This is a genomic window from Cryobacterium sp. W22_MBD10_FK3, assembly GCF_052113745.1.
Classification (GTDB): Bacteria; Actinomycetota; Actinomycetes; order Actinomycetales; family Microbacteriaceae; genus Cryobacterium.
Genome location: NZ_JBGQOH010000004.1, coordinates 78,821 through 91,010, shown reverse-complemented (window position 1 = coordinate 91,010; position 12,190 = coordinate 78,821). Strand labels below are relative to the sequence as shown.

At 69.0% G+C, this 12,190-nt stretch carries 13 protein-coding genes and 1 pseudogene; 11 read left to right on the top strand and 3 right to left on the bottom strand.

The window, feature by feature from the left end; all coding sequences use genetic code 11:
• The 8 genes and pseudogenes from tsaE to ACEN2M_RS06265 all read left to right on the top strand — a co-directional run bounded on the left by tsaE (window position 1) and on the right by ACEN2M_RS06265 (window position 5,734).
• On the top strand, window positions 1–552 hold the full coding sequence (tsaE, locus tag ACEN2M_RS06300; RefSeq protein ID WP_441647278.1) for a tRNA (adenosine(37)-N6)-threonylcarbamoyltransferase complex ATPase subunit type 1 TsaE: 552 nt from the start codon (window positions 1–3) through the stop codon (window positions 550–552).
• Complete coding sequence (locus tag ACEN2M_RS06295) at window positions 549–1,352, top strand: sulfite exporter TauE/SafE family protein (RefSeq protein WP_441647277.1); 804 nt, start codon at window positions 549–551, stop codon at window positions 1,350–1,352. The genes tsaE and ACEN2M_RS06295 overlap by 4 nt, the downstream gene beginning before the upstream one ends.
• A 198-nt stretch (window positions 1,353–1,550) precedes the next feature.
• Window positions 1,551–2,186 carry a tRNA (adenosine(37)-N6)-threonylcarbamoyltransferase complex dimerization subunit type 1 TsaB gene (gene tsaB, locus ACEN2M_RS06290; protein ID WP_441647276.1) on the top strand — a complete coding sequence of 212 codons (636 nt, stop codon included), beginning with the start codon at window positions 1,551–1,553 and terminating at the stop codon, window positions 2,184–2,186.
• Window positions 2,186–2,617, top strand: a pseudogene (gene rimI / locus ACEN2M_RS06285) (ribosomal protein S18-alanine N-acetyltransferase); the annotation flags it as partial. The gene tsaB and the pseudogene rimI, both read left to right, overlap by 1 nt.
• A 165-nt stretch (window positions 2,618–2,782) precedes the next feature.
• Entirely contained in the window at window positions 2,783–3,832 is a 1,050-nt protein-coding gene (gene tsaD / locus ACEN2M_RS06280) for a tRNA (adenosine(37)-N6)-threonylcarbamoyltransferase complex transferase subunit TsaD (RefSeq protein WP_441647406.1), read from the top strand.
• A gap of 171 nt (window positions 3,833–4,003) precedes the next feature.
• On the top strand, window positions 4,004–4,429 hold the full coding sequence (locus tag ACEN2M_RS06275) for a DUF4190 domain-containing protein (protein WP_441647275.1): 426 nt from the start codon (window positions 4,004–4,006) through the stop codon (window positions 4,427–4,429).
• A 109-nt stretch (window positions 4,430–4,538) separates the two neighbouring features.
• Window positions 4,539–5,174, top strand: a complete 636-nt coding sequence (locus ACEN2M_RS06270; protein WP_441647274.1) for a DUF4190 domain-containing protein — start codon at window positions 4,539–4,541, stop codon at window positions 5,172–5,174.
• A gap of 62 nt (window positions 5,175–5,236) precedes the next feature.
• Entirely contained in the window at window positions 5,237–5,734 is a 498-nt protein-coding gene (locus ACEN2M_RS06265; RefSeq protein ID WP_441647273.1) for a hypothetical protein, read from the top strand.
• 34 nt (window positions 5,735–5,768) lie between these two features.
• Here ACEN2M_RS06265 and ACEN2M_RS06260 read toward each other — a convergent pair whose 3' ends face one another.
• Window positions 5,769–6,956: a class I SAM-dependent methyltransferase gene (locus tag ACEN2M_RS06260; RefSeq protein WP_441647272.1), complete on the bottom strand. Its 1,188-nt coding sequence runs from the start codon at window positions 6,954–6,956 to the stop codon at window positions 5,769–5,771.
• A 144-nt stretch (window positions 6,957–7,100) separates the two neighbouring features.
• Here ACEN2M_RS06260 and groES point away from each other — a divergent pair, with 144 nt between their 5' ends.
• The 3 genes from groES (at window position 7,101) to ACEN2M_RS06245 (ending at window position 10,074) form a co-directional block, all read left to right on the top strand.
• The gene (groES, locus tag ACEN2M_RS06255) at window positions 7,101–7,397 is read left to right on the top strand and encodes a co-chaperone GroES (RefSeq protein WP_066597535.1); all 297 of its coding nucleotides are present in this window, start codon (window positions 7,101–7,103) and stop codon (window positions 7,395–7,397) included.
• Window positions 7,398–7,596: 199 nt separating this feature from the next.
• Complete coding sequence (rarD, locus tag ACEN2M_RS06250) at window positions 7,597–8,517, top strand: EamA family transporter RarD (protein ID WP_441647405.1); 921 nt, start codon at window positions 7,597–7,599, stop codon at window positions 8,515–8,517.
• Window positions 8,518–8,775: 258 nt separating this feature from the next.
• Window positions 8,776–10,074 (top strand): ABC transporter substrate-binding protein, encoded by a 1,299-nt coding sequence (locus ACEN2M_RS06245; protein WP_441647271.1) that lies wholly within the window; start codon window positions 8,776–8,778, stop codon window positions 10,072–10,074.
• A 477-nt stretch (window positions 10,075–10,551) separates the two neighbouring features.
• Here ACEN2M_RS06245 and ACEN2M_RS06240 read toward each other — a convergent pair whose 3' ends face one another.
• Together ACEN2M_RS06240 and ACEN2M_RS06235 are read right to left on the bottom strand one after the other, a co-directional pair.
• Window positions 10,552–11,322, bottom strand: coding sequence for an ABC transporter ATP-binding protein (locus tag ACEN2M_RS06240; RefSeq protein WP_441647270.1), 771 nt, complete (start codon window positions 11,320–11,322; stop codon window positions 10,552–10,554).
• A complete protein-coding gene (locus ACEN2M_RS06235) occupies window positions 11,309–12,184 on the bottom strand; it encodes an ABC transporter ATP-binding protein (protein ID WP_441647404.1) in 876 nt (291 codons plus the stop codon). Before ACEN2M_RS06235 ends, ACEN2M_RS06240 begins: the two co-directional genes overlap by 14 nt.
• Between the last annotated feature and the right edge of the window lie 6 nt (window positions 12,185–12,190).

Below are 12,190 nucleotides of genomic sequence, written 5' to 3'. Positions count from 1 at the left end.
ATGCGCCGGATCATCGCCGACCCCGAGGCCATGCACACCTTCGGCCAGGAACTGGCCGGGTTGCTGCGCGCCGGCGACCTGATGGTGCTCACCGGGCCGCTCGGTGCGGGCAAGACCACCCTCACCCGCGGCCTCGGCGAGGCCCTGCAGGTGCGCGGCCAGGTCACCAGCCCCACCTTCGTGCTCGCCCGCACGCATCCGAGCACCGCCGGCGGGCCGCCGCTGGTGCACGTGGATGCCTACAGGCTGAGCAGCGCGATGGAACTCGACGACCTCGACATCGACTTCGCCCGGTCGATCGTGGTGGTGGAGTGGGGCCGCGGCCTGCTCGACGGGATCACCGAATCGTGGCTGGACGTGGAAATCGAGCGGCCCGTCGGCGCCTCCGAGGCCCGGCCAGGCACCGAGGCGGATGCCGATGACGCCGTCGCCCTGGACCTCGCCGAACCGCGCACCGTCACGGTGACCGGCTACGGGCCGCGCTGGCAGGATGGTCTGGGCCTCGCGGACGACGGCCTCCGCCCCGGCCCGGATAGCCCGGTCTCGGCATGACCGGCTCCGCCCCGACGGGCTCCCGGCCGACCGGCGCCTGGTACTGGATCGCCCTCGTCTTCACCGGCCTGCTCGGCGGCCTGCTCTCCGGCGTGTTCGGCGTCGGCGGCGGCATCGTCATGGTTCCCCTGCTCATCTCGCTGGCCCGGATGGACCAGCGCCGGGCCGCCACGACCTCGCTCGCCGCCATCGTGCCCACCTCCATCGTCGGGTCGCTCACCTACCTCGCCAACGGTCATATCGACCTCGTCGCCGGCGCGATCATCGCGGCCGGCGCCGTGGTCGGCTCGGTGATCGGCACCAACCTGCTGCGCCGCATCCCCCTGTTCTGGCTGCGCTGGCTGTTCATCGCGCTGCTGGTCGTGGTGGCCGTGCGCATGGTGCTGGTGGAGCCCGAACGCGGCGCCACCCTCGAGCTGAACTGGATCGTGGTGCTCGGCTACCTCGCCCTGGGGCTGGCGATGGGCGTGGCGTCCGGCCTCTTCGGCATCGGCGGGGGAGTGATCGCGGTGCCCGCCCTCGTGGCGGTGTTCGGTGTGAGCGACCTCATCGCCAAGGGCACCTCGCTGCTGGTCCTGGTGCCCACGAGCATCGTCGGCACGGCCGCGAACGCCCGCGCCCGGCTCGTCGACCTGCCGGCCGGCCTCGTCGTGGGAGTGGCCGCCACGATCGCCGCCGTGCCCGGGGTGGCCCTGGCCCTGCTGATCCCGCCGCGGTTGTCGAGCATCCTCTTCGCCGTGCTGCTGCTCCTGGCCGCCACCCAGCTCACCATCCGGGCCCTGCGCACCCCGCGCCCCTGACGCCTGGCGCCCGCCGGCGCGAGCCAACTGTTGCCCGTATGGACAATTGCGCCCGGTGTGCCGGCACCAATTGTCCGCTTCGGCACCAGTTGCGGGTAGCACTGGCCAGCGTCGGCCAGCCCGGCCAGCCCGGCGCAACGCGGGCACCGGACCCCGGCGGCGGCGGATGCCCGGGCCTGGGCCGAATAGGCTGGACAGGTGCTCCTCGCCATCGATACCTCCGCCGGCACCAGCGTCGCCGTCGTCGACCTGACCCAGGGCGTGATCGCTGAACGCGGCGTCGCCGACACCATGCGGCACGCCGAGGTGGTCGGCCGCCTCATCCAGGAGTGCCTCACCGAGGCCGGCATCCAGGTCTCCGCGCTCTCCGGCGTCGTCGGCGGCATGGGTCCCGGCCCGTTCACCGGCCTCCGGGTCGGCATCGCCGCGGCCCGGGTCTTCGCGCTGGGCATCGACCGGCCCCTCGTGCCCGTGATCAGCCACGACGCCATCGCCTACGGTCACTACCGCACCGGCCACACCGGCCCCCTGCTCGTGGTCACCGACGCCCGCCGCCGCGAGGTCTACTGGTCGGCCTACAGCGGGGCGGATGCCGCCGGGCTGCCGGTGCGCATCGGCGCCCCGGCCCTGGCCAAGCCGGCCGAACTGCTCGAGGCCGACTTCGTGCACGCCGGCCTGCCCCGCCTGGATGCCGCGACCATCTCGGCCGGCGACCTGGGCATGGTCGCCGAGCTCGGCTTCGCGGCCGGACGCCCGAATGTGTCGGACGAGGCGCTCTACCTGCGCTCGCCCGACGTCACGGTGTCCACAACCGGCCCCAAGCGGGTGAGCTGATGACCTGGCAGCTGCGCCGCGCCACCGCCGCCGACGTCGACAAGATCATGGCCCTGGAAACCTCCATCTTCGAAAACGACGCCTGGTCGACCGAGATGATGACCCGGGACGTCACCGACCCCGGCTGCTACTACCTGGTCGCGTTCCCGCCGGATTCCCCGGAGCACATCGTCGGCTATGCAGGCCTGCAGGCCGCGCAACGCTCGCCGGAGAGCGACATCCAGACCATCGCCGTCGTGAAGGAAGCCCGCGGCCGTGGCCTGGGCCGGGTGCTCATGCTGAGCCTCCTCACCGAGGCCCGCAAACGCGGCGCCCGGGAGGCCTTCCTCGAGGTGCGCGCCGACAACCCCGGCGCCCAGCACCTCTACCGCTCGCTCGGCTTCGAAGACCTCGGCGTGCGCCGCGGTTACTACCAACCAGACAACGTGGATGCGATCGTGATGCGCCTGCCCATTCCGCCCGCCGAGATGCAGTTCACGGATGCCGCCGCCCCGATCGCCGCGCTCGCCCAACCCGCCGAACCCGCAGCGCCATCCGCCGCATCCGCCGAGCCGGCGCCCGCTGCCCCGGCCCGCCCGCTCAACCGCAGCAACCCGCTGGTGCTCGGCATCGAAACGTCCTGCGACGAGACCGGCATCGGCATCGTGCGCGGCACCACCCTGCTGTCCAACACCATCGCCTCGTCGATGGACGAACACGCCCGCTACGGCGGCGTCGTGCCCGAGGTGGCCGCGCGCGCCCACCTCGAGGAAATGGTTCCGGCCATCCGCGCTGCCGTCGCCGAAGCCGGTATCCGGCTGGACGAGATCGACGCCATCGCCGTCACCAGCGGCCCCGGCCTCGCCGGCGCGCTCATGGTGGGCGTCGGCGCGGCCAAATCCCTGGCGATCGCGCTGGACGTGCCGATCTACGCCGTCAACCACCTCGTCGGCCACGTCGGCGCCGACCTGCTGCGCGGCGAGGGGGTCACGACGGATGCTCCGCTGGAGTATCCGACCATCGCCCTGCTGGTCTCGGGCGGGCACACCTCGCTGCTGCTGGTGCGCGACCTCGTCTCCGACGTGGAACTGCTCGGCGAAACCATCGACGACGCCGCCGGCGAAGCGTTCGACAAGGTGGCCAGAGTGCTCGGCCTGCCCTACCCCGGCGGCCCGCAGATCGACAGGGTCGCCGCCACCGGCAGTCCCACCGCCATCCGGTTCCCCCGCGGGCTCAGCCACCAGAAAGACGTGGCCAAGCACCGTTACGACTTCTCCTTCTCCGGCCTCAAGACGTCGGTGGCGCGCTGGGTGGAGCAGAAGCGGGACGCCGGCGAGACCGTGCCGATCAACGACGTCGCGGCGAGCTTCCGCGAGGCCGTCGTCGACGTGCTGCTCACCAAGGCTGTCGCCGCCTGTACCGACCTCGGCGTGCCCAGGCTGCTGCTCGGCGGCGGCGTCATCGCCAATGCCCGGCTGCGCCAGGTGGCCCAGGAACGCACGGATGCGGCCGGCATCGCGCTGCGGATCCCGCCGCTGTCGCTCTGCACCGACAACGGCGCCATGATCGCCGCGCTCGGTGCGCAACTGATCATGGCGGGGAAGGCCCCATCCACCCTCGATTTCGGTGCGGATTCAACCCTCCCGGTCTCACTCATCCAAGCCTGAAACCGCATCTCACCATACGTTTCTCGCGTGGAGGCGTTACTGTGGCCGTGGGGGTTCTTCAGCCGTGCCAGCACGTTGACACCCCCACAGCGCGGGTGCCACTATGGCACCCATCGCACCCAGCACCGTTGCGTTCCCTGCGCTGCACCCATGTGAAGGAGTCTCCACAAAATGACCGACCCGAACCAGGCCCCCGCGAACCAGCCGGACTCGAACGAGCCCACCCCGCCGCCGGCCTACACCCCGCCCGCTCCGCCGGCCTACGGTGCCGCGCCCGCCGCCCCGGCCTACGGTGCCGCACCCGCCGCTCCGCAGGCGTATTCGCCGCAGGGCTACGGTCAGCAGGCCGCAGGCGACAAGTGGAACGTTCTCGCGATCATCTCCCTGGTCAGCGCATTCTTTGTATCGCTCGCCGCGGTGATCTGTGGTCACATCGCGCTCAACCAGATCAAGCGCACCGGCGAAAAGGGCCGCGGACTCGCCATCGCGGGCCTCGTCCTCGGCTACCTCGGCCTGATCAGCGGCATCATTTTCATCGTCGTCGTCGTGCTCGTGACCATTGCGGGCATCAACGACGGTAGCTACAGCACGTACTAAAGCTCGGCGCACCGCGCTTAGCGGCCGACCGGCCCGGCCTCATCGCCGGGCCGGCCGGAGCTCCCCGGGTGACGACCACCAGGCGTTCACAGGAAAGGAATGACCCGTCATGACTGATCCCAACACCCCGCACCCCGAGGTGCCCCAGGTGCCCGACGTGCCCCAGGTGCCCGACGTGCCCCAGGTTCCCGACTTTCCGCCGTCCGACAAGGCCGGCGATCCTCCCGAGCGTGCCGGCGGCCCCGGCCCCGACGCCGAACCGAGCGCACCGGCCGCCTATCCGGCCAGCCCGGGTGCCCAGCCGACACCGCCGCCCGCCTACGGCCCGCCGGCCACGCCGGCGCCGTACGGTTCGCCGCCGCCCGGCTATTCCCCGCCCGCACCCGGCTATGGAACCCCGCCGCCATCCGGCAGTCCCGCGCCCGGCTACTACGCGGGCCAGCCCGGGATGCCGTCCGCCACGAAACAGCCCATCCTGAGCATCCTGTCGATGGTCGCCGGCATCATCGGCATCCTCGGCTCGCCGATCGCGTTCTTCCCCATCTTCGGCGGCATCCTCGCGGTCATCCTGCCGGCGGCCGGTGTCGTGCTCGGCTTCATTGCCCGCACCAAGGAACCCAACGGCAAGGGCTTCTGGCTGACGGGCATCATCACGGGCTTCGCAGGCGTCGCCCTGGCGCTGTTGAGTATCCTGCTCTGGGCGCTGGTGTTCGCGAGCGTTCCGATGAACAATTACAACTACTGAGCCCAGCCGCGGCTGTTGCATCGGCTGCATGACCCAGCCGAGTCGAGAAACGAGTCACACCCATGCCGCAGTCCGGGCAGCCCGACACTCGGGCCGAGCGGGAGCAACCGCGCCCGCCCACCGCGGTGCCGGCGCAGTCGCGAGCCCAGGCCCGCGCCGCAGAGGCTGAGGCCGCGCAGCGCGCCGCCGCCGGGGATCCGCCGCACCTGACCCGGCCGCCCGTCGCCGGCGAACTCGCCTACGAGTCCACCATCACCGCGCCCACCGAGTGGGTGCCGTACGTGTACACCACGGCCGAGATCCAAACCCACGCCGCCCGCCGCGGGCTCAGTGTGGCCGCAGCGGTCTGCGGCATGCTCGGGGTGCTGGCCGGCATTTTCGTGATCTGGGGCGTTCCGCTCAGCGTCGCTGCCGTGGTGCTCGCGCTGGTCGCCAGGTTCGTCGAGCACCGCACCGGCGGTCTGTGGATCGTGGGCCTGGTCAGTGGGCTGGTGGGCATCCTGATGGGTGTGCTCTGGTTCGTCGTGATCACCCAGATGGTGCCCGCCTACTACGGCTGAGCCAGCCATCCAGCCGCCCGTCGCGCCGTGCCGGTCAGACCCGTTCCACCAGCAACGCCACCTTGTGGCCGGCCGCGCGAGTCAGTACCAGCGTGCCGGACTCCGGCCCCTTCAACTTCAACCGGGTGCGCAGGGTCGCCGGGTCCACGTCCACGCCGCGCTTCTTGATCTCCAAGGTGCCGATCTTGCGGTCGGCCAGCGCCAGGCGCAGCTTCTTCTCGTCGGTGGGCAGCACCTCGAGCACCCTGAACGCCGTGGCGAAAGGGGTACGGGTCAGGGTCGGGCTGGTCAGGTAGGCCAGCCCCTCGCTGAGCATCGCCGCGTCCATCGATCGGGCCAGGTCACCGATCAACCGGGCTCGGATGATGGCGCCGTCGGGTTCGTACACGTAGCTGCCGAGCTCGCCGACGCCGACATCCTCGCTGTCGGCCGGCGCGGTCAGCTCAGCAACCCCATCCTTGGTCAGCAACAGGGCCGCCCGGCGGATGCCCGGCCGCGCGAGAGCGCCGAACCACAGGCCCATCTCCACCAGCTTGCCGTCCACCGACACCCACTGGGCCTCGGCGGTGTCGGGGATTTGGTCGCGGTCGTGGCCCGGACCGAGCTTGACGCCCACCGGCATCCGCTCGCTCAGGGCGTACACGTCGTCGAGGTTGGGGGAGTAGTCCTCGGCACGGGTCAGTCGGCTGGTGTTGCCGTGCCCGGCGGTGCGCCGGGCGGGGTCGAACCAGAGCGCGTCGAACTCGGTGGGGTCGATGTCGGCGGCGTCGGCACAGCGCACCGAGGAGGTCGGGAACGGGGCGAGGTTGAAGCTGGCGACGGTGGCGGTGACCTCGTCGATGTCGATCGCGGTCACGGTCAGCTCCAGCGCGGCCATCGCCATGGCGTCCCCGCCGATGCCGCAGCCCACGTCGGCGACCCGGGTGAGCCCGCCCTCAACGAACCGGCCGGCGTGCAGCGCCGCGACGCGCAGCCGGGTGGCCTGTTCCAGGCCGGCCTCGGTGAACAGCATCCGGCTGGCGAAGTCACCGAACTTCGACACGGCCTTGGCCCGCAGCCGGGACTGGTAGAGCACCGCGTTCACGAGGGCGGGGGAGTGCCCGGCCTTGCGCAGGGCGCTGACCGTGCGAACGACGTCGGCGCCCGCTTCGTAAACGGGCAGGGAGTCCAGCAGGCGCAGGCCTTCGGGTGAGAGCAGCTCAACGAGCTCGGCGCGATCCATCCCGCAAACCTATCAACCCAAACGGGGACACAGCCCGGGTGCTCTGGCACTCACATTGCGTGAGTGCCAGTTGCGCCCTAAACTCGACTTAGCACTCTCGCTGTGAGTCTGCTAACTACGTCTTAGCTAAGAAAGAGGTCAACCGTGTCGGTCTCCATCAAGCCGCTCGAAGATCGCATCGTCATCAAGCAGGTGGATGCAGAACAGACCACCGCTTCCGGACTTGTGATCCCGGACACCGCCAAAGAGAAGCCCCAGGAGGGCGAAGTTGTCGCCGTCGGCCCCGGCCGCATTGACGACAACGGCAACCGCATCCCGCTCGACGTCGCCGTCGGCGACAAGGTGATCTACTCCAAGTACGGTGGAACCGAGGTCAAGTTCGGTGGCGAGGACCTCCTCGTTCTGTCGGCTCGCGACGTTCTCGCGGTCGTCGTTCGCTAGTCACACCCCATATCGTTGAATCCCGGATGGCCTCGGCCATCCGGGATTTTTCGCGTCCAGAGGGGGTTCCCGTGCACCAACCGTCCACCACGTCCATGGGTGGCCCATTTTCGCTAGTGGTGAGCACCCCGGCACTAGCAAATTCGGGCCAGTCACGGCAGGGTCGGCAGCTCTCGTGACCGACACCGACGGTGGCCGGATGCGCCCGGCGCGCAGTTCCGCGAACACCGGCCTGATCTTCGCCGTCTCCGCTTACGGCATGTGGGGGATCCTCCCGCTCTACTTCCTCTTCCTCGCCCCTACCGGCGCGTTCGAGATCGTGGCCTGGCGGGTGCTCTTCTCCCTGGTCTTCTGCGGCGTGCTGATCGCCTCCACCCGGGCCTGGCGGCCTCTGGTGGCTGCGCTGCGGTCGCCCCGAATCGTGTGGACGATGGGGCTCGCCGGTGTACTGATCTACATCAACTGGCAGACCTTCATCCTCGGCACCCTGAGCGGCCACGTCGTCGAAACCGCCCTCGGGTACTTCATCAACCCGATCATCACCGTGCTGCTCGGTGTGTTCGTGCTGCACGAACGGCTGCGCACAGCGCAGTGGGTGGCGGTGCTGATCAGCTTCATCGCCGTGATCGTGCTCAGCGTCGGGTACGGCACGGTGCCGTGGATCTCGCTGATTCTGGCGTTCTCCTTCGGCCTCTACGGCCTGATCAAGAAACGGGTCGGCGGACACCTGGATGCCCTCACCGGGCTGACCCTGGAGACGATGTGGCTCGCCCCCATCGCGATCATCCAGCTCGTGGTCGTGGCGCTCATCTCCGGGCTGACCTTCGGCACCGTCTCGCCGGTGCACACGATCGCGCTGATCGGCTCCGGTGTGCTCACCGCCATCCCGCTGCTGTTCTTCGCGGCCGCGTCCCGGCGGTTGCCGTTGACCACCCTGGGGCTGGTGCAGTACCTCGCGCCGGTGTTGCAGTTCCTCGCCGGCGTAGTGATCTTGCACGAGCCGATGCCGCCGGAGCGCTGGTTCGGGTTCGGGCTGGTCTGGCTGGCACTGATCGTGCTGACCGTTGACATGATCGTGGCCGGCCGCGCACAGCGCCGTTCGCTGCCCGACCTCGTTTAGCCGCTGCCCGTCCACGCGGCGAGCCGAAGATTACGGTTTCTTACGCCCGCGAACTGACCGTGCCACGGGGTGCCCGCCGGGGTTCCGCTGAACGATTGGGGAGAGCATCCTGATCAGCGCACCGTTCGTAACGATTTGGTCGCGTTACACGGCTGTAACACAGCCGTCTTGTTTGGCGTCGTTCTGATGAATAGCTTTACAGCACGGCAACGATCGTTTGCCAGCCTTTCTCTCGATTCCCCTTACCCTAGGAGCAACATGAGCGTATTCGCGAAGGCCTCGGCCTCCCGCTCGGCCCGCGCCGCAGTCACCGGTTTCGCCATCTTCGGCGTCAGCGCACTTCTGCTCACCGGATGCAGCACGGATGCAGCCGAACCGGCCGAATCCGATGCACCGGCAGCGTCCAGCAGTGAGGCCAATCCGGTCGAGGCCGGCGAACGTGCCCTCGACCTCAAGGTCGGCACGATCCTGCCCCAGAGTGGTGGACTCGCCTTCCTCGGCCCGCCCGAAGAAGCCGGCGTCAACCTGGCCATCGAAGAGGTCAACGCTGCCGGTCTCGGCATCGACATCGAAGCCATCCTCCGCGACTCGGGCGACACCACCACCGACACCGCCACGGTTTCGGTGACTGACCTGCTCTCGCAGGATGTCTCGGCGATCGTCGGAGCGGCATCCTCGGGTGTCTCCAAGACCGTCATCGACCAGATCACCGGTGCCGGCGTCGTGCAGTTCTCCCCGGCCAACACCTCGGCGGACTTCACGGACTACGAAGACAACAACCTCTTCTGGCGCACCGCGCCGTCCGACATCCTGCAGGGTGAAGTCCTGGGCAACCTGATCGCCGAAGACGGCAACAGCACCCTGGGCCTGATCGTGCTGAACGACGCCTACGGAACCGGCCTGGCCGAGTACACCACCGAGGCGTTCGAGGCTGCCGGCGGCGAGGTCGTCGCAAGCGCGAGCTTCAACGAAGGCGACGCCAACTTCTCGGCTCAGATCGCTGAAGTCACCGCGGCCAACCCCGACGCGATCGCCCTGATCACGTTCGACCAGGCCAAGGTCATCACCCCGGACCTCGTAGCCAGTGGCTTCCCCGGCGACAAGCTGTACTTCGTCGACGGTAACCTCGCGGACTACAGCAAGGACTTCGCTCCCGGCCTGATCGAGGGTTCCAAGGGCACGCTGCCCGGCCTCGACACGGCGACTCTCGGTGACTTCACCGAGCGTCTGCTCGCGGTCGACCCGGCCCTGACCGACTTCAGCTACGCGGCTGAGTCGTACGACGCCGTCATCCTGATCGCCCTGGCCGCTTACGCAGCCAACGACGTGACGGGTGAGTCCATCTCCAACTACCTGCAGCAGGTATCCGGCGGTACCGGTGACGGCACCAAGGTCACCACCTTCGCCGAGGGCGCTGCGCTGCTCGCCGACGGTAAACAGATTGACTACGACGGTTACTCCGGCCCGATCACGTTCGACGAGAACGGCGACCCGACCGACGCGACCATCGGTATCTTCCAGTTCGGTGCGGACAACACCTACGCCCGCCTCAACTAGCTCCGCTCGCTGACTCGCGGCACAACCACAGCAGACGTACCGCGACACGCACCAGAAGGGCCCCGGCTTCGGCCGGGGCCCTTTTGTGTGCCCGGGCCGATCAGGGGGCTGACGACCGGGCCTCAGGCCTGCCGCGCGGGTGCCTGACTCCTGCTGAATTCGGTCGACAGGATGCGGCGGCCCGGATCTCCGGGGCGGGCATCCGGTGTCGGCACGACGTGCAGGAGCTATGCGCGGGCACGGTGGATACACGGGGCCTCGGGTGGCGAGGCGTGGCGGGCCGCAGGGTGCGGCTGGGGCGCTGCGCCGCCCGTTCTCGCGCACCGTTCCGCCGACCGGGCGGAACGGGCGTCAGCGGGGCTCCTGGCGCCGCCGGCAACGCGAAGTGCCCCGCCGCAGACCAGGGGCTCCGGTATACCGGGGCAACTCGTCCGTGACGGGGCACGTGGGTGGTGCGGGTCAAGCGGGTGCTGCGGGTTAGTCGTCCTGACCCAGGGTGCCCAGGTACAGGCCGATCACCTTGGGGTCGTTCAGCAGCTCACGACCGGTGCCGGTGTAGGCATCCCGGCCCTGGTCGAGCACGTAGCCGCGGTCGCAGATCTGCAGGCAGCGACGGGCGTTCTGCTCCACCATGATCGTGGTCACGCCGGCCTTGTTGATCTCCTTCACGCGCAGGAAGGCTTCGTCCTGGCGCACGGGGGAGAGCCCGGCGCTCGGCTCGTCGAGCAGCAGCACGTGCGGGCCCATCATCAGCGCCCGGGACATCGCCACCATCTGGCGTTCACCGCCCGAGAGCGATCCGGCCCGCTGGCCGAGGCGCTTGCGCAGCTCGGGGAAGATCTCGGTGACGAACTCCAGCCGCTCGGCCAGGCCCTTGGGCTTCTGGTACATGCCCATCTCCAGGTTCTCCTGGATGGTCAGGGTGGGGAAGACGTTGTTCGTCTGCGGCACAAAACCGACACCCTTGGAGACCAGCTTGTTGGCCTTGAGGTTGGTGATGTTGTCGCCGCGCAGCCGGATCTCGCCCTCCCGCACCTTGACGAGACCGAAGATCGACTTGAGCAGCGTGGACTTGCCGGCGCCGTTCGGGCCGATGATGCCGATCAGTTCGCCGTCGTAGGCGGTGAGCGAGCACTCGTTGAGGATGTTCACGCCGGGTACGTACCCGGCCGTCACGTTCTTGACCTCGACGACGGCGTTCCGCACCGGGGGCGGCGTGGCGTCGACCAGCGGGCTAGAGTTCGTCATCGAGCAGCTCCTTAATGGCTCCGACATGTTCCTTCTCGGCGTCGGGGTCCTCGCCGAGGTCTTCATCGTGGTGCTGGCCCAGGTACGCGTCGATCACGGCCTGGTTGCGCATCACCTCGTGCGGGTCGCCCTCGGCGACCACCTTGCCCTCGGCCATCACGATCACCCAGTCGGCGATGTGACGCACCATGTGCATGTCGTGCTCCACGAAGAGCACGCTCATGCCCTCCGCCTTGAGGTTGAGGATGTGGTCGAGCAGCGACTGCGTCAGCGCCGGGTTGACCCCGGCCATCGGCTCGTCGAGCATCACCAGGGTCGGGTCGCTCATCAGCGCCCGGGCCATCTCCAGGAGCTTCCGCTGCCCACCGGACAGGCTGGCCGCGTAGTCGTCCTTCTTGGTGTCGAGCTTGAACCTGGCGAGCAGGTCCAGCGCCTTCACCTTGTTGTCGGCCTCCTGCTGACGCCAGAGGAACGGCAGAATGGCGCGGAACAGGTTCTCGCCCACCTGCGCCTTCGCGCCGAGCAGCATGTTGTCCATCACCGTGAGCAGGCCGAGGGCCTTGGTGAGCTGGAACGTGCGGACCTGGCCCATCCGGGCCACCTTGAACGCGGCCACCCCGCCGATGGGCGTGCCCTCGAAGGTCCACGAGCCGGTGTCGGGCTTGTCGAAACCGGTGAGCAGGTTGAACAGGGTGGTCTTGCCGGCCCCGTTCGGGCCGATCAGGGCCGTGATGGCGCCGCGCGGAATCTCGAGGTGCTCGACATCCACCGCCTTGAGTCCGCCGAAGGTGCGGCTGACGCCGTCGACCACGAGGATCGGGTCCTTCTTCTTGCAGCCGGGAACGGCGTCGCCGATGTGCATGTCAAC

Excerpts from the sequence above, each read along its gene's own strand:
- tsaE (WP_441647278.1), top strand. The coding sequence starts at position 1 with ATGCGCCGGATCATCGCCGACCCCGAGGCCATGCACACCTTCGGCCAG.
- ACEN2M_RS06295 (WP_441647277.1), top strand. The coding sequence starts at position 549 with ATGACCGGCTCCGCCCCGACGGGCTCCCGGCCGACCGGCGCCTGGTAC.
- ACEN2M_RS06275 (WP_441647275.1), top strand. The coding sequence starts at position 4,004 with ATGACCGACCCGAACCAGGCCCCCGCGAACCAGCCGGACTCGAACGAG.
- ACEN2M_RS06270 (WP_441647274.1), top strand. The coding sequence starts at position 4,539 with ATGACTGATCCCAACACCCCGCACCCCGAGGTGCCCCAGGTGCCCGAC.
- ACEN2M_RS06265 (WP_441647273.1), top strand. The coding sequence starts at position 5,237 with ATGCCGCAGTCCGGGCAGCCCGACACTCGGGCCGAGCGGGAGCAACCG.
- ACEN2M_RS06260 (WP_441647272.1), bottom strand. The coding sequence starts at position 6,956 with ATGGATCGCGCCGAGCTCGTTGAGCTGCTCTCACCCGAAGGCCTGCGC.
- rarD (WP_441647405.1), top strand. The coding sequence starts at position 7,597 with ATGCGCCCGGCGCGCAGTTCCGCGAACACCGGCCTGATCTTCGCCGTC.
- ACEN2M_RS06245 (WP_441647271.1), top strand. The coding sequence starts at position 8,776 with ATGAGCGTATTCGCGAAGGCCTCGGCCTCCCGCTCGGCCCGCGCCGCA.
- ACEN2M_RS06240 (WP_441647270.1), bottom strand. The coding sequence starts at position 11,322 with ATGACGAACTCTAGCCCGCTGGTCGACGCCACGCCGCCCCCGGTGCGG.
- ACEN2M_RS06235 (WP_441647404.1), bottom strand. The coding sequence starts at position 12,184 with ATGCACATCGGCGACGCCGTTCCCGGCTGCAAGAAGAAGGACCCGATC.